Raw genomic sequence first — 18,333 nt, forward strand, 5'->3', positions numbered from 1 at the left:
ATGCAATTAAATTATACAATGAAATAAGATTACATTTATCTTTAAATTTCAAAACCCCAAATATGGTATATTTAAAAACAGCGTAAATCAATTTTAACCTGTAGCCATATTTCAGGACAAGACAGTTGGCTACAAGCTGACAAAAGGTTAGTACTTGCCATGAAATAAATTTTAAACGCCATTTTTGATACTTTTTAGAATTAACAACCAACTGAAAAATAAAAGATTTTGGCACATATAAATCCACATATTAACTTCAATGGAAATGCCGAAGAAGCGTTTAAATTTTACAAATCGGTATTTGGCGGAGAATTCACAAAATTAATGCGTTTTAAAGATTTAGCAAATGCTGAATTTAAAGTGGCAGAAAACGAAGTGAATAAAATAATGCACATTGCCCTGCCAATAGGCAATAGTATTTTAATGGCAAATGATGTACCTGAGGTATTGGGGCTAACGAATGAAAATGAGCACAGAAGTAAAATTGTAATTAGTGCAGAAAGCAGACATGAAGCTGACAAATTATTTAATGGTCTTTCATCTGGCGGAAATATTGAAATGCCCATAGAAGACAGTCCTTGGGGTACCTATACAGGTATGTTTAGGGACAAATACGGAATAGAATGGATGGTGGATTTTGATCCAAAACAAAATTTGACTGAATAACATAGTCAACACTTATGAGTAAAAACCAATATCGAATAAGTAAACAAGCGATTGATGGAATTGACTTTGTCTCTAAACCAACCATTTATAAATTGGAATGATAAACTGTATTACAATTAAACCTATCAATTTTTAATAAGCTTTATTGTATGGCTTTTTTTGTTTGAAGTTATTTTACAGAAATAAATTCCTTTAGACTGTGGTGTCAGGTCAAGCAGGATGCTATTTTCACCAATTGAAACATCTTTTAAATCCAGACTTTTTATATTTCTTCCCAATAGATCAAAAACCTCTATGGAAACTGGACTAGTATTTTTTGAATGGAAAACTATAGTAGTAGTTTCAGAAAAAGGATTGGGGTAATTTAGCCCATCCATTTGTTCTGTAAAAGCGATATCATTTACACCCAGTGTTCTTTCCAGAGTTCGGTCTATACAGTCAAACCCATCAATTCCATCCGGATTATAAATACTGAAACCTTCGCTCTGGGTTAGGGCCCAAACATTTCCAAAAGAATCTACTGCTATATCTTCTACCTGTTTGTGCGCCAAGGGGGAGCTACCGTCCAAAAAGGTAGTAAAGGTATTTCCAGTGCCGTCAAAATATGAGATACCGCCATAATAGGGCCAAATTTGTGTGTTATGGGCGCTTATGTAAATATTGTTGGCCGTATCAAAATCTATGGCCGTTACATAATCAGCTGCAATGTTGCTGTTTGACTCATTCCAATTGGTCCAAGTTGTGCCGTCATATTTCCATAAACCGGTAGTGGTGCCTAGCCACATATTGTCATTGGCGTCAAAAGCGACGTGAAGTACGTGCTCGATGCCTTGAGGAGATAAGTCTATATTGGTCCACGATCCATTTTCAAATACATCTATACCTTGGTAAATACCCACATACATGGCATTGCCACGAGACCCCAGACTATATGGAGGACCGGACAATCCGTTGGACATGTTCCAGACAGTCCAAGTGTCGGCAACCTTATCAAACATAATAGCGTTATTGTCAGTTAGCGCAAACAATTTACCGTCATCAGTGGCATTCAATTCTTCAATAAATTGAAGCGCCGGGGTGGAATTGGTATTGTCATAAGTAGTCCAGGCGGCATAGTCCCAATAATTACCGTCCGGAACATGAATAATATAGCCCGAGGTGCCAGTATATGAAAACCAAATATCGCCATCGGCATCTTCAGTAATTGAGGTTCCGATGGTAGTGGAATATAACGTCTGCGGATTTGGGAATAAACCCCCGTTCTCCGGGCCATAGACTTCCCAATTTGGGCAATCAAAAACTTGAATGCCCCCATTGCCGTTGGCAAACCATCTACGGTCATTGCTGTCTATAAAAATATCCTCGTTGAAATTGGTTGGCAGTCCGGTATTGTAAGCTGTATATCGAATCCAGCCCGTACCATCGTTTTTTGCCACCTCACCGTAGCCAGATACCCAGTAAGTGCCGTTATCGTCAATATAGGAATCAAACATGCTTAGGTTCATATATTCTGAAGTCCATGTAGTTCCGTCAAATAGCAATACGCGGTAATTGGAACCCTCAGCTATAATGACCTGATCACCGTGTATGGCCAGCGATCTGCCCTGTACGTTTGAAATAGGCCAATCACTTTCGTTAATTTGTGTCCATTCGGTGCCGTCAAAAATATCGACTGCATTACCCACCAAAGCCCAAACCTTATTTTGGTCATCAATTGCAACTTCCCAAACATTATCTGCCGAAAGGCCACTATTTGCAGTGGTATAGTGCTGCCAGGTTGTACCGTCAAAAGAAATAAGGCCATTGTTTGAAGCTATCCACTTTACATCATTGCCATCAATGGCTATATCCCTCAAATTGGATCCCGAGGGAAGGCCTGAGTTTGAGGAAGTATAGTAATTCCAAGTAGCGCCATCAAAATAACCCACGCCTCCCAAAGCTGGGTCGCTATTGGTATTTACAGTCCAGACCGTATCGCCTGCACCTATGGCTATTCCCTCAACATCGGTACTTAAAAAAGGGGTGTTAGAAGCATCATAATGCGTCCAATTCAAGCCGTCGCCAGAAGTGGTAATACCTGCTTCAGAGCCGACCCATATAATACCCGTACTGGCAAAAGCAATGTCATAAATCAATCCGTTTGGCAAATATTCATCAGAATAGGTGGACCAATTAGTATAAACAGTATCAGTAGTAGCAATGCGCACCAAACTACCTTCGTCTGAAGACTCATAGCCTCCAGTCCATATATTGCCAAAGGCATCGCCCTGCACAACAAAATGTAGCGCCCCGCCTATGCCTGTATTTTCTTTACGGAGATAGGTCCAGTTGGGATCTTGGGCAAAAGTTTGGATTGTAAACGATAGTAAAATTATATTGATAAGTACTTTTGTTTTCATAAGTGTTCTTTTTAAAAAGACAATCATCGGCAAAAAAACCCTACCCTAATTTACAATTTTTGTAAATTATAAGTTTAATATTGAGTTTTTAGTGCCCCAAACCGAATTTAATTCACTTTTAACCCTTGAATATCCGTAGATAACTTTATAATAATTAATTTTGAAGAAATTCATAAAACAATACGATGAAGTACGATCAAATCTCCAACAAACTCTTTATAAAAAACCGCAAAAACTTTATGGCCCACATGAAGCCAAAGAGTGTGGCGGTCTTTAACAGTAATGATATTTTTCCAATAGGTGCAGACAGCACCATGCCCTTTCAGCAGGCACGCGATATTTTTTACTTAACGGGTGCAGACCAAGAGGAAACCATGCTTGTTCTTTTTCCAGACGCGCCAAACAAGGACCACCGCGAAATGCTTTTTGTGCGAGAAACCAACGACCATATTGCCGTTTGGGAAGGTGAAAAACTTACCAAGGAAAAAGCTACTGAGGTTAGCGGAATAAAATCCATATACTGGCTGAAGGAATTTGACAAGATTTTCTTTGAAGTAATGACCCAAGCCGAACGTGTTTATTTTAACACCAACGAGCACTACCGCCAGAGTGTGGAAACCGAGACACGCGAAGACCGTTTCATCCAAAAAACAAAGGAGAAATTTCCGGCACACAGTTGGGAACGCAGCAACCCGATATTACAGCGCCTGCGTTCCGTAAAGGACAAAATTGAAATAGACCTAATGCAGCAAGCCTGCAACATCACCGAAAAAGGTTTTAGAAGACTCCTGAACTTCGTAAAACCCGGTGTGTGGGAATATGAAATTGAGGCGGAGCTTATGCACGAGTTTTTAAGAAACCGTTCCCGCGGTTTTGCTTATACGCCCATCATAGCAAGTGGAAATAGCGCCAACGTGCTACATTACATCGAAAACAACCAACAGTGCAAAAAAGGCGATTTGCTTCTTTTGGACGTGGGTGCCGAATATGCAAACTACTCCAGTGATATGACACGTACCATTCCCGTAAGCGGAAAGTTTAGCAAACGCCAGCGCGAGGTTTATGATGCTGTGAAAAAAGTTAAGGACGATGCCACAAAAATGCTGGTCCCCGGCAATTACTGGAAGGAGTATCACGAAGAAGTGGGCAAACTGATGACCAAAGCCCTCTTGGACCTAAAGCTTCTGGACAAAGCCGATGTAAAAAACGAAGACCCAAACTGGCCTGCCTACAAAAAATACTTTATGCACGGCACCAGCCACCACATAGGTCTGGACACACACGATTATGGAATTCTTTGGGAAAAGATGACCGAGAACATGGTATTTACCGTGGAACCGGGAATCTATATTCCAGAGGAAGGTTTTGGAGTCCGTTTGGAAGATGATGTAGTTATCCAGAAAAAAGGTGAACCCTTTAACTTGATGCGCAACATACCTATTGAGGCGGAAGAGATTGAAGAAATTATGAATAATTAGAAGCCGAGAGCCAAGAATCAAAACTTTAGACCTAATAGATTTTCCTTCTTTCTACGAACTACTGTGAAAGAGAAAAAACTGTTAGGTCTTTTTGAGCCCGGCAGGATTTATGGAAATATCAAATCTTTTAATTGGCGTTTTTCTAATCATACTTGGAGTTGTTGTAAAACATTTCAAATTATATTTCTTAATTGCCGGTTATAATACCATGAGCAAGGCTGATAAGGAAAAAGTTGATATTGAAAGAGTAGCTACACTTTTAAGAAATGTCATGGTTTTTATGGGCTTGGCTCTTATTTTATTGGGATTAGCCAGTTCATACATGGATACGCCTGAAATTGCCGACTATCTGTTTTTTCCAATTATAATTGGAGGCGTAATATATCTTATTGTTAAATCGAATTCCAAAGCCTATAAAAAGTAGGTTTAATTAGCTTTTCACCAGGTGACTCTTCGTTATAAAAATATTCCTATCCATTACGAAACCTTCGGAAATGGTCCTGCTATTGTTTTACTTCACGGTTTTTTGGAAAGTGCCACCATGTGGAAACCCTTGATTCCGCAGTTGTCAAAAAATAACCTTGTAATCACAATGGACTTTCCCGGTCACGGAAAGAGCGGCGTTATTGCTGAAATCCATACTATGGAATTGATGGCAGAAGTGGTGGATGAAATACTCCAAAAGCTACAAATTTCGTCAGCAAGCTTTTTAGGCCACTCCATGGGTGGTTATGTTACCTTGGCCTATGTTGAATTATTTTCAGAAAAAGTAGAGAAAATAATTCTTTTAAATTCAACACCCGCCGCAGATTCCGAGGAAAGAAAAGAAAATCGTAACCGGGCACTGAAGGTTATAGACCAAAATCCGCAGGCTTACATAAGTATGGCTATAGGAAATCTTTTTGCCGAAAGCTCCCGTGAAAAATTTTCGAAGGAAATTGAAACTTTGAAAAGTGAAGCGTTTTCTTTTCCAGTGGAAGGTATAAAGGCCGCCATTAAAGGAATGCGAGATAGAAAAGACAGGACTGTGGTTTTAAAGGATTTCAAAAAAGACAAACATGCGATTTTGGCCAAGGAAGATCCAATCTTACCATTTTTAGAAGCAAAAAAGCTGGCAGAGCTTTGTGATGCATCGGTAAAAATTATTGAGGGCGGCCATATGAGTTTGATAGAAAACGGCAATTCTGTTGCGGAATACTTACATTTTATCGGATAAAGTTTGCACTTTATCTAGAAAAATGTTAATATTGGGAAATTAATCATAATTAAATTAACAAAGATGGATAAAGTTACGCCCCAAAGCCGACCTCCAATTTTGAGCCTTGTATGCACAGCATTTGGCCATGATTACATCGTAACCCGCAAAATTACCGATCACATTAATGAATATAAATGTGCCTGTTGCGGGAAAGAGGTTTCGAACAGCTATTCTGGTAAATTTGAGTTACTTACCCGCAAACAACGCGAAGTGAATGAGTGTTTATCTTCGTTTTTCATTAAAAAGAAAAAACTTTCAATTCATTAGGAATCTGCAACTTTCCTCAAGATTCTTTTCCCTCTGAAATAGGGAACAGGCTTTTTATTGCCTTATTTCAAATTTAATCTTTACTTTTCAAGGCATTCCAACCACGTGCAATCAATGGTATTTTTGAACCGGCACGGCTAATTAAATGCACTCCTTCCTTTTCATCGGTTATGTGTCCAATAACCGTTAAATGTGGATTTGCCTTTATTTTCGCAAAATCTTCGGTATTAATGGTGAAAAGCAATTCATAATCTTCCCCTCCGCTCAATGCTATTGTAGTGCTATCGAGATTGAATTCTTCACAGGCTGAAATAACCTGAGGATCCAATGGAATTTTATCTTCATACAAATTACACCCAACTTTTGAGCTGTTGCAGATATGTAATATTTCTGACGACAAACCATCGCTAATATCAATCATTGCAGTAGGCCCTACACCTAATTCTTTTAATAAGTTAGGAATATCCTTTCGGGCCTCTGGTTTCAACTGCCGCTCCACTAAATACGAGTATGGTTCCAAATCGGGTTGCGAGTTGGGATTCACCTTAAAAACTTCCTTTTCACGTTCCAAAACCTGTAGCCCCATATAAGCAGCGCCAAGGTCACCAGTTACAACCAATAAATCATTTTCTTTTGCACCACTTCTATACACGGCATCGCCTTTGCCCACTGTGCCTAGGGCAGTGATACTTATCAGCAACCCAGTAGTTGATGAGGTGGTGTCGCCGCCCACTAGATCAATATTATATATTTTGGCTGCCGCTTTAATACCTGCATATAGTTCTTCCAAGGCTTCCACAGGAAATCTATTGGAAACCGCCACGCTAACAGTAATTTGTGATGGTTCTGCATTCATAGCATAAACATCGGAAAGGTTTACGACCACAGCTTTGTACCCCAGATGCTTTAATGGAACGTAGCTTAAATCAAAATGAACGCCTTCTAGTAGCAAATCTGTAGTTACCACCATTTCCTTTTTCGAATCACAAGAGATTACAGCAGCATCATCGCCAACACCTTTGACAGTGGACTTTTGCTTTATTTTGAAGTTTTTGGTTAGATGGTCAATCAAGCCAAATTCTCCTAAATTTTCAATATCAGTATTGGAGTTGTCTTTGTTCTCAAACATGGATCAATTCTATTAGGGTTTTGGCAAAAATACAGCTTCAATAACCAATAAAAAAGCCAAATAGAATATTGCCATAAAATCACAATACTAATATTTAACCTTTTACGTTTGTAGAAAAGCACATAATATGTTTACATTTAGCCACTTTTAAACCTTATCTTAAATCCAATGAAAAAAATATTACCAGTTTTAGCTCTTTTTTTTGCAACTTTTTCTTTCGCACAAACCCCTTGTGAGAACGGTACGGCGGGACAATACCCTTGTAATGGCTTAGATCTTTTATCTCGCATAAGCCTTAGTACTTTTGGTTCTGACAGAGGAAATGATTCTTGGGGATGGACCGACCCTCTTGATGGAAAAGAATATGCATTGATGGGCTTGGGCAACGGTACTGCCTTTGTGGATATCACAGACCCCGTAAACCCAATATATCTTGGTAAACTTCCAACACATACAGATTCAAGTACGTGGAGAGATATAAAAGTTTATAACGACCACGCTTTCATAGTAAGTGAAGCTGGGGGGCACGGAATGCAGGTTTTTGATTTAACGCGCCTGCGCAATGTGACCAATGCTCCAGAAACATTTACGGAAGATGCCCATTACGACGGCTTTGGACATTGCCACAATATAGTTATTAATGAAGAAACCGGGTATGCTTTTGCTGTTGGAACAAGTACTTTTGGCGGAGGGCCACATTTTGTGAATATTCAAGACCCAGTAAATCCTGTTGCAGCTGGCGGGTTTAGCGGCGATAATTATTGCCATGACGCTCAAGTTGTTATTTATAACGGCCCAGATTCAGATTATACAGGACGCGAAATATTTTTCGGCAGTAATGAAGACAGAATTTCAATTGTTGACGTAACCAATAAAAATAACCCAATAGCTATATCAAACGGTTTTTACGGAAGTGTAGATTACACTCACCAAGGCTGGTTAACAGAAGACCAACGTTATTTTATGATTGGTGACGAATTGGACGAGTCTAATTTTGGATTTAATACCAGAACCATAATCTTTGACCTGAGCGACCTGGACAACCCTGTGGTTCATTTTGAATATGAAGCAGATGTAGCTGCAATAGACCATAACGGTTATGTAAAAGGAAATGAATTCTATTTATCCAGCTACCGTGCAGGATTGCGAGTTTTTGATATTAGCGATATCGAGAACCAAAATATGGTGGAGACCAAATTTTTTGACACTTATCCAACCAGTAATTCAGCCCGTTTTGATGGGGCTTGGAGTGTTTACCCATACTTTGCCAGTGGCAGTATTGTAATTAGCGATATTGACCGTGGACTATTTGTGGTTAGAGATCATCTTTTGGGAGTTAACGACAATTCAATTTCAAACTTCGCAGTTGCTCCAAACCCCGCAACGGAGGTGGTTACCGTCACATCAAAAACAGAGCCTATAGCACAAGTAGAAATTTTTAACGTATTGGGGCAAAAGATAATGGATTTAAATTTCACTGAAAGTCTTTCCGAAAACATAAACGTTTCTAACCTTCAATCGGGAATGTATGTGATGAAAATAAATTCAACTACAACAAAACGACTATTAATAGACTAAAAAAACTGTTATCCCCAATATGTTAAATATTAATACCCCAAACCTTAAAGCGCTCCCAATTCTGCTTTCGTTTTCATTATTATTTTTTTCCTGCGGAAAAGATGACGGCCCGGGACCTGAACCCGAAATAAATGGTGAAGTAGAACTGGTAAAAACCTATGGCGGGAGCGGAATAGATGAAGCAGTCTCAGTTGTTGAAGCTGCAGATGGAAGCTATTTAGTTTTAGGAACCACCCGAAGCTCCGACGGTGATATTACTGACCGTTCCGGCTCCGATAGCGATTTTTGGTTGCTAAAACTTTCCAAAACCGGAGATATAATCTGGAGCAAAACATATGGCGGTAGCGATGATGAAAACGCTTCCAGAATTACAAAAACCAATGACGGAGGATACTTATTATCCGGTTACACTACCAGCAACGATGGCGATGTTAATGGCAACGAAGGTTTTCAGGACTATTGGGTGGTAAAGGTTGATAATGCTGGCACCATTTTATGGGAAGAAAATTTTGGTTTTTCAGGCAGTGATCAAGCTTTCAAGGCCTTTCAAACCTCAGACGGCGGATATTTTATAACAGGTTTTTTTGATGTTTCAGCAAGTGGCGGCGCTGGAAATGATTTCCAAAGAGGTACCATGCACGGCGTTGGTGAGTTTTGGGGAATTAAACTAGCTGCTGATGGCACCAAGGAATGGAGACGTTATTTTGGCGGAACCAATAACGACCGTAGCTATGATGCCCTTGAAACTGCAGATGGCGGTTTTTTAATGACCGGCACCTCCGAAAGTGAGGATTTTGACAAAACTGACCCTAAAGGAAGTTATGATTACTGGGCGGTACGCCTAACGGCTGATGGCGATTTGGTTTGGACCAAATCTTTTGGAGGAGACGAGATCGATAACTCCTATGCTTCCATAAAAACCAATGACGGCAACTATATAATGGTTGGCGACTCTAGAAGCTCAGACCAAGATGTAACCTCCCCACGAGGAAATGCGGATGCTTGGATGGTGAAGTTTGACGATAACGGAAGTAAAATCTGGCAAAAATCTTTTGGCGGTTCCCAATTTGATACTGCCCACAGCATTGTGCAACGCAACAATGGAGATTATATACTCTCAGGTCATAGCCGAAGTGCAGATGGAGATATACAAACCAACAATGGCGTGAACGACGTTTGGGTTTTTATTGTTGACGGAAATGGAGCTATGAAGTTTCAAAAAAGTATAGGAGGCTCAAACCTTGATTTTGCGTCAGAAGCTATTGAAACTTCAGACAATAAAATTTTAGTGGTAGGCAATAGCGAAAGTAATGATTTGGATATACCTTCAAACAAAGGCTCCAAAGATTTTTTAATAATTAGAATAAAATAATATTAACAATATACAAATCCCTTCATTTAACCTATGAAAAAAATAGTTTTTTTATTAGCTATAGCATTTGCTACAATTGGCTGTAGTAACGATGATGATGGCAATAACATTCCGGTAACTGCTGCCGTATCTTTTAACTTTACCCAAAACTGGGGAGTAACTGAGATTACCCCATCCAATTATACCTCAGGAGTTTATGAAAATGCCGCAGGAAATTATGTTTCTATTGATAGACTTCGGTATTTAATTTCACGGGTAGAGCTTCATAAAGCAGATGGCACGACTGTTTCTTTTGATGGTTACCAATTAATTGATCTTGCCGATGCAGGTTCGTTGAGTTTTAACCCTTCAGAATCAGTAGCTACCGGTGATTATACGGGTATCTCATTTATCTATGGATTTAATGAAGAAGATAACGTAAATGGAGCTTATCCAGATTTAAATGCTGCTGATTGGAATTGGCCAACCATGCTGGGCGGAGGGTATCACTTTATGCAGATGGATGGTAATTTTGACGATTCAAACGGAGCGTCTCAACCGTATAATTTTCATAACGGTACTGCTAGGGTAAGTGATGGTATATTTGAACAAAACTTCATCAGTTTTGATTTTGACAAAAATTTCACCATCTCTGGCGATGTGACCATAGAAATAGCAATGGATATTTCAGAATGGTACAAAAACCCCTTAACTTGGGATCTTAACGACAGAAGTGTTAATTTAATGATGAATTATCTAGCCCAAAAAGATATGCAAAGAAACGGCGCAACCGTTTTCAGCATTGGCGCTATAACACAATAATTTAAAAAAATTGAAGGAACGGTCCATGAAATTGTTTCGAGTATTCTTTGGAATTTTAGCTTTAAGCCTCATTATTGCTTGTACATCAAGCGATCCAGACCCTGTGGATCCCAACGAAGATTATATACCCACTCCGAAACCATTGACCGTTCCTCCTATTTTTGACCGCTTACTACCTCCCCCAATCGTTCCTGCTGACAATCCACAAACTGTAGAAGGAGTAGCCTTGGGCCGTAAATTATTTTTCGACCCCATACTTTCCGGTGATGGAACACAAGCCTGCGCTTCTTGCCACCAACCGGCTAATTCCTTTACCGACCCCAATCGTTTCAGTATTGGAATAGACGGCTTGGAAGGTACGCGAAATTCCATGCCCATCTTCAATATGGCGTGGAACTCAAAGAATAAATTTTTCTGGGACGGTCGCGCCCTCAGTATTGAAGAACAAGCTCTTGGGCCAGTGGAAAACCCTGTTGAGATGCACAATACTTGGGAAAACGCTGTAGGAAGCTTACAAAGCCACGCCAGCTATCCCGAACTGTTCAACAAAGCTTTTGGCACGAGTAACATTACAAAAGAATTGACGGTAAAAGCTATCGCACAGTTTGAAAGAACCCTGATTTCAGCTAATTCTCCTTTTGATAAATATCTTTTGGGCGAAGGCAATCTTACGCCCCAGGAATTAAATGGTTTTCAAATATTTATGGATGAATCGCGCGGAGACTGTTTCCATTGCCACGGTAATGAAAACAGCCCATTGTGGACAGACAATATTTTTCACAATAACGGCCTCGATGCAATCATAACCGACAAAGGTTTGGGCAATGTTACCGGAGACCCAAATCACGATGGCCTGTTTAAATCACCCTCACTTCGAAATTTAGCTTACACAGCGCCCTATATGCACGATGGCCGTTTTGAAACTTTGGATGAGGTTATAAATCATTATAGCGAAGGCCTTGTGTATTCCAGGACCATTGATCCGCTGATGAAAGCCGTATCTCGCGGCGGAGTCCATTTAACAGAATCTGACAAAGCAGACTTAAAAGCATTTCTTCTTTCGCTTTCAGACCCCTCCTTTATCAATAATCCCGATTTTCAGGATCCCAATTAATTTCCGAAGAATTTTTGAATTCTAAAACCCCAAAAAATACGGGGTGTTAATTATTGTTTAAAACTATGGTCCGATAGTTTTAAAATCCTACTTCCGTATGGTTAAAAGTGCGAATTGATGTATATTTGCCGTCTAATTTAGAATTAATCTACATATGATTAAGGTAAGTGAAAGCGCAAAAACTAAAATTGCACAATTGATGGCCGAAGAGGGCTTCAATATTGCTGATGATTTCGTGCGCGTTGGCGTTAAAAGTGGCGGATGCTCAGGCCTGAGCTATGAATTGAAATTTGACCATAGTTTAGGCGAAGACGATAAACTTTTTGAGGAAGAAAATGTAAAAATAGCCGTAGACAAAAAGAGCTTTTTATATTTAGTTGGCACTACACTTGAGTATAGCGGCGGCCTGAATGGAAAAGGGTTCGTATTTAAGAATCCTAACGCAAACCGTACCTGTGGCTGCGGAGAATCTTTTTCACTTTAAAATATAAATGAGGATGAGCAAGTATACCGAAGATGATTTAAAAAAAGAACTGGAAACCAAGGAATACGAATATGGTTTCTATACCGATATAGAATCTGACACTTTTCCCATAGGGATAAACGAAGATGTAGTTCGTGCCATTTCAAAAAAGAAAGAAGAGCCCGAATGGATGACTGAATGGCGCTTAGAATCTTTCCGTTATTGGCAGAAAATGGTAGAGCCAGATTGGGCAAACGTCCATTACGAAAAGCCTAATTTTCAAAATATTTCCTATTATTCCGCGCCTAATAAAAAGCCAAAGTATAATAGTATTGATGAAGTAGATCCTGAGCTTTTGGATACGTTCAAAAGATTGGGTATTTCTTTAGACGAACAAAAAAAGTTGGCTGGTGTTGCGGTAGATATTGTTATGGATTCCGTTTCCGTGGCAACTACTTTCCAAAAAACATTGGCTGAAAAGGGAATTATTTTCTGCTCTATTTCCGAAGCCATAAAAACCCATCCCGAATTGGTAAAAAAATATTTGGGAACCGTTGTGCCGCAGCGCGATAATTTTTACGCAGCCCTAAACAGTGCTGTTTTTAGTGATGGTTCATTCTGCTATATACCCAAAGGGGTTCGCTGCCCAATGGAACTTTCTACTTATTTTAGAATTAATCAGGCCGGGACGGGACAATTTGAAAGAACGCTCGTTATAGCAGATGAAGGCAGTTATGTAAGTTATTTGGAAGGCTGTACGGCCCCAAGCCGCGATGAAAATCAATTGCACGCCGCAGTAGTAGAATTAATTGCCTTAGACGATGCCGAAATAAAGTACTCAACCGTACAGAACTGGTATCCCGGTGATAAAAATGGGAAAGGCGGTGTTTTCAATTTCGTTACCAAAAGAGGGGTTTGCGAAAAGAACGCGAAAATTTCTTGGACGCAAGTAGAGACCGGAAGCGCTGTAACCTGGAAGTACCCAAGTTGTGTACTTAAGGGTGACAATTCCATCGGGGAGTTTTACTCTATTGCCGTTACTAACGACTATCAACAGGCCGATACCGGCACCAAGATGATCCACATTGGTAAAAACACCAAAAGCACCATAATTTCAAAAGGTATTTCGGCAGGAAAATCTCAGAACAGCTACCGTGGTTTGGTAAAAATTATGCCCAATGCAGATAACGCCCGAAATTTTTCGCAATGTGATTCATTGTTGATGGGCAACAGTTGTGGGGCACACACATTCCCGTACATTGAAGCCAAAAACAAAACAGCCCAAATAGAGCACGAAGCCACTACAAGTAAAATTGGTGAGGACCAAATTTTCTATTGCAATCAGCGCGGGATTGACACCGAAAAGGCCATTGCACTGATAGTAAATGGTTTCAGCAAAGAAGTATTGAATAAACTACCAATGGAATTTGCTGTGGAAGCACAAAAACTATTGGAGATAAGCCTTGAGGGGTCAGTTGGCTAGGCACTATATGCCTTGGAAAATTAAGTAGAAAACTAAATTATACAACCTATGAAAAAAATCGTTTTGTTGTCAATGCTTTTAGCAGTAGTACTTTCTTGTAAAAATTCTGAAGAAAAAAATCACGAAGTTGAAGAAACAGCTGCCGAAAATGTTGAAGTTAAAGCTTACAAAGGAGATTATATCGATTCAAATGGCGCTTTGGTGCTAATGGGGACTAACTTTATTTACGGTGTGAAGCGCAACGAAATGTCAGAAAAACTCTCGCAACAGGTTGCTAATGTAAAAAAGAATGATTTTGATATGGTGGGCGTAGTTGTGAGAGGAAATATTTCAAAAAATACCGATACTGACAGCGAGTGGGAAGAAGTGATTACAATAACAGAAATAATGAGGGTTAGTGACAAACCTTCAGAAGCGGATATAAAATTTGAAGAATCAGCAAAGAATAATTAAAATGTTAAAAATAAAAGATTTACACGCCGGACTTGAAGGAAAAGACATACTACAAGGTATTAATCTTGAGGTAAAAGCAGGCGAAGTACACGCAATAATGGGACCCAACGGTTCAGGAAAAAGTACCTTGGCATCAGTTGTTGCAGGCAAAGAGGAGTATGAGGTTAGCAGAGGCTACATCACATTTGAAAACGAGGACATTTCAGAATTGGATCCTGAGGAAAGGGCCCATAAAGGCATTTTTCTTTCCTTTCAATATCCCGTTGAAATTCCCGGAGTTTCAGTGACCAATTTTATAAAAACGGCCATCAACGAAACCAGAAAATCCAAAGGAAAAGAAGATATGCCAGCTTCTGAAATGCTTAAAATGATAAAGGAAAAGGCCGATATGCTGGAGATTGACCGTAAATTTCTTTCACGTTCACTAAATGAAGGTTTTTCCGGAGGTGAAAAGAAACGAAATGAAATTTTCCAAATGGCAATGCTCGAACCAAAGCTTGCTATTTTAGACGAAACTGACTCTGGGCTGGATATTGATGCCTTAAAAATTGTTGCCAATGGGGTGAACAAACTGAAAAGCGATAACAATGCCGTGGTCGTAATCACACACTATCAGCGTCTGCTAGATTATATAGTTCCAGATTTTGTTCACGTTTTAATGAACGGAAAAATAGTAAAATCCGGCACCAAGGAACTTGCTTACGAGCTTGAAGAAAAGGGTTACGACTGGATTAAGGAAGAATTGGTTTAAAATAGTTTCTGGTTTCAAGTTTCTGGTTGAAAAAAAACTAAAAATTTATGGCCACAATTGAAAGGTTCGAAGATTTAGATGTTTGGAAGGAAGCAAGACTTCTTTCCAAAGAAATAATCCAGTTATCAAAAAATACTGAACTGAAAACCGATTACAAACTAAGAGACCAGATAAAAAACGCATCGGGCTCCGTAATGGACAATATAGCCGAAGGGTTTGAAAGAGACGGAAATTTAGAATTCAGGTAATTTCTATCAATTGCAAAAGGTTCCGCTGGTGAATCTCGCTCGCAATTATATAGGATTTATGATTCTGAATATATTTCAGAAGAAGAATTATCTTCTCTGGTTAATAGATATTTGAATTTAAATAAACGAATAGCGAACTTTATCATATATCTGAACAAAAATGAATTTAAGGGCAACAAGTTCAAATAACTTGAAACCTGAAACAAGAAACTTGAAACAATATTTTCATGAGTTTTAAAGACAAATTATTATCATCATATATCGCTCTCGAAGATTACTTAGAGTTTGATTCGCCATTGCACGATGTGCGCAACAACGCTATTAAAATTTTTGAGGAAAAAGGCTTTCCCACTAAAAAGGAAGAAGCTTGGAAATATACTTCGCTTAATTCGCTATTGAAACCGGATTACAGCGTCTATTCAAATAAAGAACGAAATGTAGAACTAAAGAATGTTCGCAAATATTTTCTTCACGAAATTGACACTTACAAGCTTGTTTTTGTAGACGGAGTTTACAATTCTTTCCTTTCAGAAACCACCCACGATTCATTGGATGTTTGCTTGATGTCAGCCGCTTTGAACAAAAGCAAATACAAGCCCGTGATTGAAGCTTACTTTAATAAGGCGGCAAAAAGCGATAGTTTAACTGCGCTCAATACTGCCTTTACAAAAGAAGGGGCATATATTCACATTCCTGCCCATAAAGAAGTTGAAAAACCTATTGAAATAATTAATTTTTCTACTGGAAATGAAGCTGCAATTTTTTTACAACCAAGAAATCTAATAGTGGTTGGCGAAAATGCGCACGTACAAATAATTGAACGTCACCAAAGTCTTTCCAGCAATGAAGTCTTGACCAATTCAGTTACGGAGATTTTTGCTGAAAAACGGGCTTATGTAGATTACTATAAAATTCAGAATGATGAAGCAACCGCTTCACTTATTGATAATACTTACATTTCGCAACAACGCGATACTGTTTGCCGCGTGCACACCTTTGCTTTCGGCGGAAAGTTAGTGCGCAACAATCTCAATTTCTTCCAAAAAGGAGAACATTGTGATTCTACGTTAAAGGGAATAACCATTCTTGAAGGAAAACAGCATACAGACCACAATACTCTTGTGCACCACACAGCGCCAAATTGCGAAAGCCATCAAGACTATAAAGGGCTTTTTGCAGAATCTTCTACAGGCGTTTTTAACGGAAAAATTATAGTTGAAAAAGATGCCCAAAAAATTGATGCATTTCAACAGAACAATAATATTTTGATTGATGATAAGGCCACGATAAATGCCAAACCACAGCTGGAGATTTTTGCAGACGATGTAAAATGCTCACATGGCTGTACCATTGGCCAGTTTGATGAAGATGCTTTGTTTTACTTGCGCAGCCGTGGAATTGGCTTGAAAGAATCGCGTGCTTTATTGATGTATGCCTTTGCAAACACCGTTTTGGAAAGCGTAAAGATTCCAGAATTGAAAGTGCGGATCAATAAACTGATTGCCAATAAAATTGGCGTTAGTTTGGGGTTTGAGCTTTAAATGTAAATTGTTGCCGCGAATTCACGAATAATAATATAATTTGTGAATTCGTGGCAAAACCTCAACCTTAATTACAAATTCATAAAAACTTCAAATGCCCTTTAACATCCAAAAAATCAGAAAAGATTTCCCGATACTTTCCCGAAAGGTAAATGGCTATCCACTGGTGTATTTGGACAATGCTGCGACTTCGCAAAAACCACAACAGGTTATTGATTGTATTGTGGATTATTACAGTAATTACAATGCAAACATCCATCGTGGCGTACACACACTTTCTCAAGAGGCTACGGATGCCTATGAGTCTGCTCGTAAAAAAATCCAAACCCATTTTAACGCAAAGGAAGCCTACGAAATCATTTTCACCGCAGGAACAACCCATGGAATAAATTTGGTTGCAAATGGTTTTTCGGAAATTCTGAAAAAAGGCGATGAAATAATGGTTTCCGCAATGGAACACCACAGCAATATTGTGCCGTGGCAAATGCTTTGCGAAAAAACAGGAGCCATTTTGAAAGTGATCCCAATGAACGAGGAAGGCGTTTTGGTTTTTTCGGAATACGAAAAATTGCTTTCAGAAAAAACGAAACTCGTTTTTGTAAACCATATTTCAAACGCATTGGGAACAATCAATCCAATTGCTGAAATTATTGAAAAAGCACATGAAGTTGGAGCCGCTGTACTTATTGACGGGGCACAATCCTGTTCGCACATAAAACCCGATTTTCAAAAACTGGATGTAGATTTCTACGTAACCTCAGCCCACAAAATGTGTGGTCCAACTGGGATTGGTATTCTTTATATGAAAGAAGAGTGGGGTAACAAGCTTCCTCCCTACCAAGGCGGTGGCGAGATGATTGCTGAAGTTACTTTCGAGAAAACTACTTACGCAACACTTCCACATAAATTTGAAGCCGGAACGCCAAATATTTGTGGCGGGATAGCTTTTGGAGCGGCTATTGATTATTTAAACTCCATCGGTTTTGAAGCGATTGCAATGCACGAAAACGAACTTTTAAAATATGCCACTGAAAAGCTTTTGGAGATTGAAGGGTTAAAAATTTACGGCACGGGACAGGATAAAACATCTGTGGTTTCATTCAACATTGAAGGAATTCATCCGTACGATATAGGTACGATTGTTGACAAATTAGGAATAGCCGTAAGAACTGGCCACCACTGTGCGCAGCCCATTATGGATTTTTACAAGATTCCAGGAACGGTGCGTGCTTCCTTTGCATTTTACAATACATTGGGAGAAGTGGATGCCTTGGTAGCAGCAGTAAAAAAAGCTAAAATGATGTTAAGTTGAACCATCACTAAAAGTTAAAA

17 protein-coding genes and 1 pseudogene are annotated in these 18,333 nt (G+C 39.2%); 16 read left to right on the forward strand and 2 right to left on the reverse strand.

Annotated elements, in window-relative coordinates:
* Window positions 1–228: 228 nt before the first annotated feature.
* A complete protein-coding gene (locus AC58DT_RS13730; RefSeq protein ID WP_497217387.1) occupies window positions 229–666 on the forward strand; it encodes a VOC family protein in 438 nt (145 codons plus the stop codon).
* Between the two features lie 125 nt (window positions 667–791).
* On the opposite strand, the gene AC58DT_RS13735 is transcribed toward AC58DT_RS13730, so the two are convergent.
* Complete coding sequence (locus tag AC58DT_RS13735; RefSeq protein WP_497217388.1) at window positions 792–3,065, reverse strand: T9SS type A sorting domain-containing protein; 2,274 nt, start codon at window positions 3,063–3,065, stop codon at window positions 792–794.
* A 185-nt stretch (window positions 3,066–3,250) separates the two neighbouring features.
* Here AC58DT_RS13735 and AC58DT_RS13740 point away from each other — a divergent pair, with 185 nt between their 5' ends.
* The 4 genes from AC58DT_RS13740 (at window position 3,251) to AC58DT_RS13755 (ending at window position 6,068) form a co-directional block, all read left to right on the forward strand.
* Window positions 3,251–4,543, forward strand: coding sequence for an aminopeptidase P N-terminal domain-containing protein (locus AC58DT_RS13740; protein WP_497217389.1), 1,293 nt, complete (start codon window positions 3,251–3,253; stop codon window positions 4,541–4,543).
* Between the two features lie 109 nt (window positions 4,544–4,652).
* Window positions 4,653–4,967 carry a DUF3784 domain-containing protein gene (locus tag AC58DT_RS13745; protein ID WP_497217390.1) on the forward strand — a complete coding sequence of 105 codons (315 nt, stop codon included), beginning with the start codon at window positions 4,653–4,655 and terminating at the stop codon, window positions 4,965–4,967.
* Between the two features lie 21 nt (window positions 4,968–4,988).
* On the forward strand, window positions 4,989–5,759 hold the full coding sequence (locus AC58DT_RS13750; protein ID WP_497217391.1) for an alpha/beta fold hydrolase: 771 nt from the start codon (window positions 4,989–4,991) through the stop codon (window positions 5,757–5,759).
* A 63-nt stretch (window positions 5,760–5,822) separates the two neighbouring features.
* The gene (locus AC58DT_RS13755) at window positions 5,823–6,068 is read left to right on the forward strand and encodes a DUF1660 family phage protein (protein WP_497217392.1); all 246 of its coding nucleotides are present in this window, start codon (window positions 5,823–5,825) and stop codon (window positions 6,066–6,068) included.
* Between the two features lie 73 nt (window positions 6,069–6,141).
* On the opposite strand, the gene thiL is transcribed toward AC58DT_RS13755, so the two are convergent.
* The gene (gene thiL, locus AC58DT_RS13760; RefSeq protein ID WP_497217393.1) at window positions 6,142–7,197 is read right to left on the reverse strand and encodes a thiamine-phosphate kinase; all 1,056 of its coding nucleotides are present in this window, start codon (window positions 7,195–7,197) and stop codon (window positions 6,142–6,144) included.
* Between the two features lie 168 nt (window positions 7,198–7,365).
* On the opposite strand from thiL, the gene AC58DT_RS13765 reads away from it, so the two are divergent.
* The 11 genes and pseudogenes from AC58DT_RS13765 to AC58DT_RS13815 all read left to right on the forward strand — a co-directional run bounded on the left by AC58DT_RS13765 (window position 7,366) and on the right by AC58DT_RS13815 (window position 18,313).
* Window positions 7,366–8,775, forward strand: a complete 1,410-nt coding sequence (locus AC58DT_RS13765; RefSeq protein WP_497217394.1) for a choice-of-anchor B family protein — start codon at window positions 7,366–7,368, stop codon at window positions 8,773–8,775.
* Between the two features lie 19 nt (window positions 8,776–8,794).
* Window positions 8,795–10,147, forward strand: coding sequence for a hypothetical protein (locus tag AC58DT_RS13770; protein ID WP_497217395.1), 1,353 nt, complete (start codon window positions 8,795–8,797; stop codon window positions 10,145–10,147).
* A 33-nt stretch (window positions 10,148–10,180) separates the two neighbouring features.
* Complete coding sequence (locus tag AC58DT_RS13775) at window positions 10,181–10,948, forward strand: MbnP family protein (protein WP_497217396.1); 768 nt, start codon at window positions 10,181–10,183, stop codon at window positions 10,946–10,948.
* Window positions 10,949–10,973: 25 nt separating this feature from the next.
* Complete coding sequence (locus AC58DT_RS13780; RefSeq protein WP_497217397.1) at window positions 10,974–12,062, forward strand: cytochrome-c peroxidase; 1,089 nt, start codon at window positions 10,974–10,976, stop codon at window positions 12,060–12,062.
* Window positions 12,063–12,216: 154 nt separating this feature from the next.
* Complete coding sequence (locus AC58DT_RS13785; protein WP_497217398.1) at window positions 12,217–12,546, forward strand: HesB/IscA family protein; 330 nt, start codon at window positions 12,217–12,219, stop codon at window positions 12,544–12,546.
* A gap of 13 nt (window positions 12,547–12,559) precedes the next feature.
* Window positions 12,560–14,008, forward strand: a complete 1,449-nt coding sequence (gene sufB, locus AC58DT_RS13790; RefSeq protein ID WP_497217399.1) for a Fe-S cluster assembly protein SufB — start codon at window positions 12,560–12,562, stop codon at window positions 14,006–14,008.
* Window positions 14,009–14,056: 48 nt separating this feature from the next.
* Window positions 14,057–14,461 carry a hypothetical protein gene (locus AC58DT_RS13795; RefSeq protein WP_497217400.1) on the forward strand — a complete coding sequence of 135 codons (405 nt, stop codon included), beginning with the start codon at window positions 14,057–14,059 and terminating at the stop codon, window positions 14,459–14,461.
* 1 nt (window position 14,462) lies between these two features.
* On the forward strand, window positions 14,463–15,212 hold the full coding sequence (gene sufC, locus AC58DT_RS13800; RefSeq protein ID WP_497217401.1) for a Fe-S cluster assembly ATPase SufC: 750 nt from the start codon (window positions 14,463–14,465) through the stop codon (window positions 15,210–15,212).
* Window positions 15,213–15,259: 47 nt separating this feature from the next.
* Window positions 15,260–15,649, forward strand: a pseudogene (locus AC58DT_RS13805) (four helix bundle protein).
* Window positions 15,650–15,687: 38 nt separating this feature from the next.
* On the forward strand, window positions 15,688–17,001 hold the full coding sequence (gene sufD, locus AC58DT_RS13810) for a Fe-S cluster assembly protein SufD (protein ID WP_497217402.1): 1,314 nt from the start codon (window positions 15,688–15,690) through the stop codon (window positions 16,999–17,001).
* A gap of 94 nt (window positions 17,002–17,095) precedes the next feature.
* The gene (locus AC58DT_RS13815) at window positions 17,096–18,313 is read left to right on the forward strand and encodes an aminotransferase class V-fold PLP-dependent enzyme (RefSeq protein WP_497217403.1); all 1,218 of its coding nucleotides are present in this window, start codon (window positions 17,096–17,098) and stop codon (window positions 18,311–18,313) included.
* The last annotated feature ends 20 nt before the right edge of the window (window positions 18,314–18,333 follow it).

It is taken from the genome of Aequorivita sp. CRS11 (genome assembly GCF_059693805.1).

What these genes read in the sequence shown, in the direction of transcription:
- AC58DT_RS13735 (WP_497217388.1), bottom strand. Translation starts at nt 3,065, where the DNA reads ATGAAAACAAAAGTACTTATCAATATAATTTTACTATCGTTTACAATC.
- AC58DT_RS13740 (WP_497217389.1), top strand. Translation starts at nt 3,251, where the DNA reads ATGAAGTACGATCAAATCTCCAACAAACTCTTTATAAAAAACCGCAAA.
- AC58DT_RS13745 (WP_497217390.1), top strand. Translation starts at nt 4,653, where the DNA reads ATGGAAATATCAAATCTTTTAATTGGCGTTTTTCTAATCATACTTGGA.
- AC58DT_RS13755 (WP_497217392.1), top strand. Translation starts at nt 5,823, where the DNA reads ATGGATAAAGTTACGCCCCAAAGCCGACCTCCAATTTTGAGCCTTGTA.
- thiL (WP_497217393.1), bottom strand. Translation starts at nt 7,197, where the DNA reads ATGTTTGAGAACAAAGACAACTCCAATACTGATATTGAAAATTTAGGA.
- AC58DT_RS13765 (WP_497217394.1), top strand. Translation starts at nt 7,366, where the DNA reads ATGAAAAAAATATTACCAGTTTTAGCTCTTTTTTTTGCAACTTTTTCT.
- AC58DT_RS13770 (WP_497217395.1), top strand. Translation starts at nt 8,795, where the DNA reads ATGTTAAATATTAATACCCCAAACCTTAAAGCGCTCCCAATTCTGCTT.
- AC58DT_RS13775 (WP_497217396.1), top strand. Translation starts at nt 10,181, where the DNA reads ATGAAAAAAATAGTTTTTTTATTAGCTATAGCATTTGCTACAATTGGC.
- AC58DT_RS13780 (WP_497217397.1), top strand. Translation starts at nt 10,974, where the DNA reads ATGAAATTGTTTCGAGTATTCTTTGGAATTTTAGCTTTAAGCCTCATT.
- AC58DT_RS13785 (WP_497217398.1), top strand. Translation starts at nt 12,217, where the DNA reads ATGATTAAGGTAAGTGAAAGCGCAAAAACTAAAATTGCACAATTGATG.
- sufB (WP_497217399.1), top strand. Translation starts at nt 12,560, where the DNA reads ATGAGCAAGTATACCGAAGATGATTTAAAAAAAGAACTGGAAACCAAG.
- AC58DT_RS13795 (WP_497217400.1), top strand. Translation starts at nt 14,057, where the DNA reads ATGAAAAAAATCGTTTTGTTGTCAATGCTTTTAGCAGTAGTACTTTCT.
- sufC (WP_497217401.1), top strand. Translation starts at nt 14,463, where the DNA reads ATGTTAAAAATAAAAGATTTACACGCCGGACTTGAAGGAAAAGACATA.
- sufD (WP_497217402.1), top strand. Translation starts at nt 15,688, where the DNA reads ATGAGTTTTAAAGACAAATTATTATCATCATATATCGCTCTCGAAGAT.
- AC58DT_RS13815 (WP_497217403.1), top strand. Translation starts at nt 17,096, where the DNA reads ATGCCCTTTAACATCCAAAAAATCAGAAAAGATTTCCCGATACTTTCC.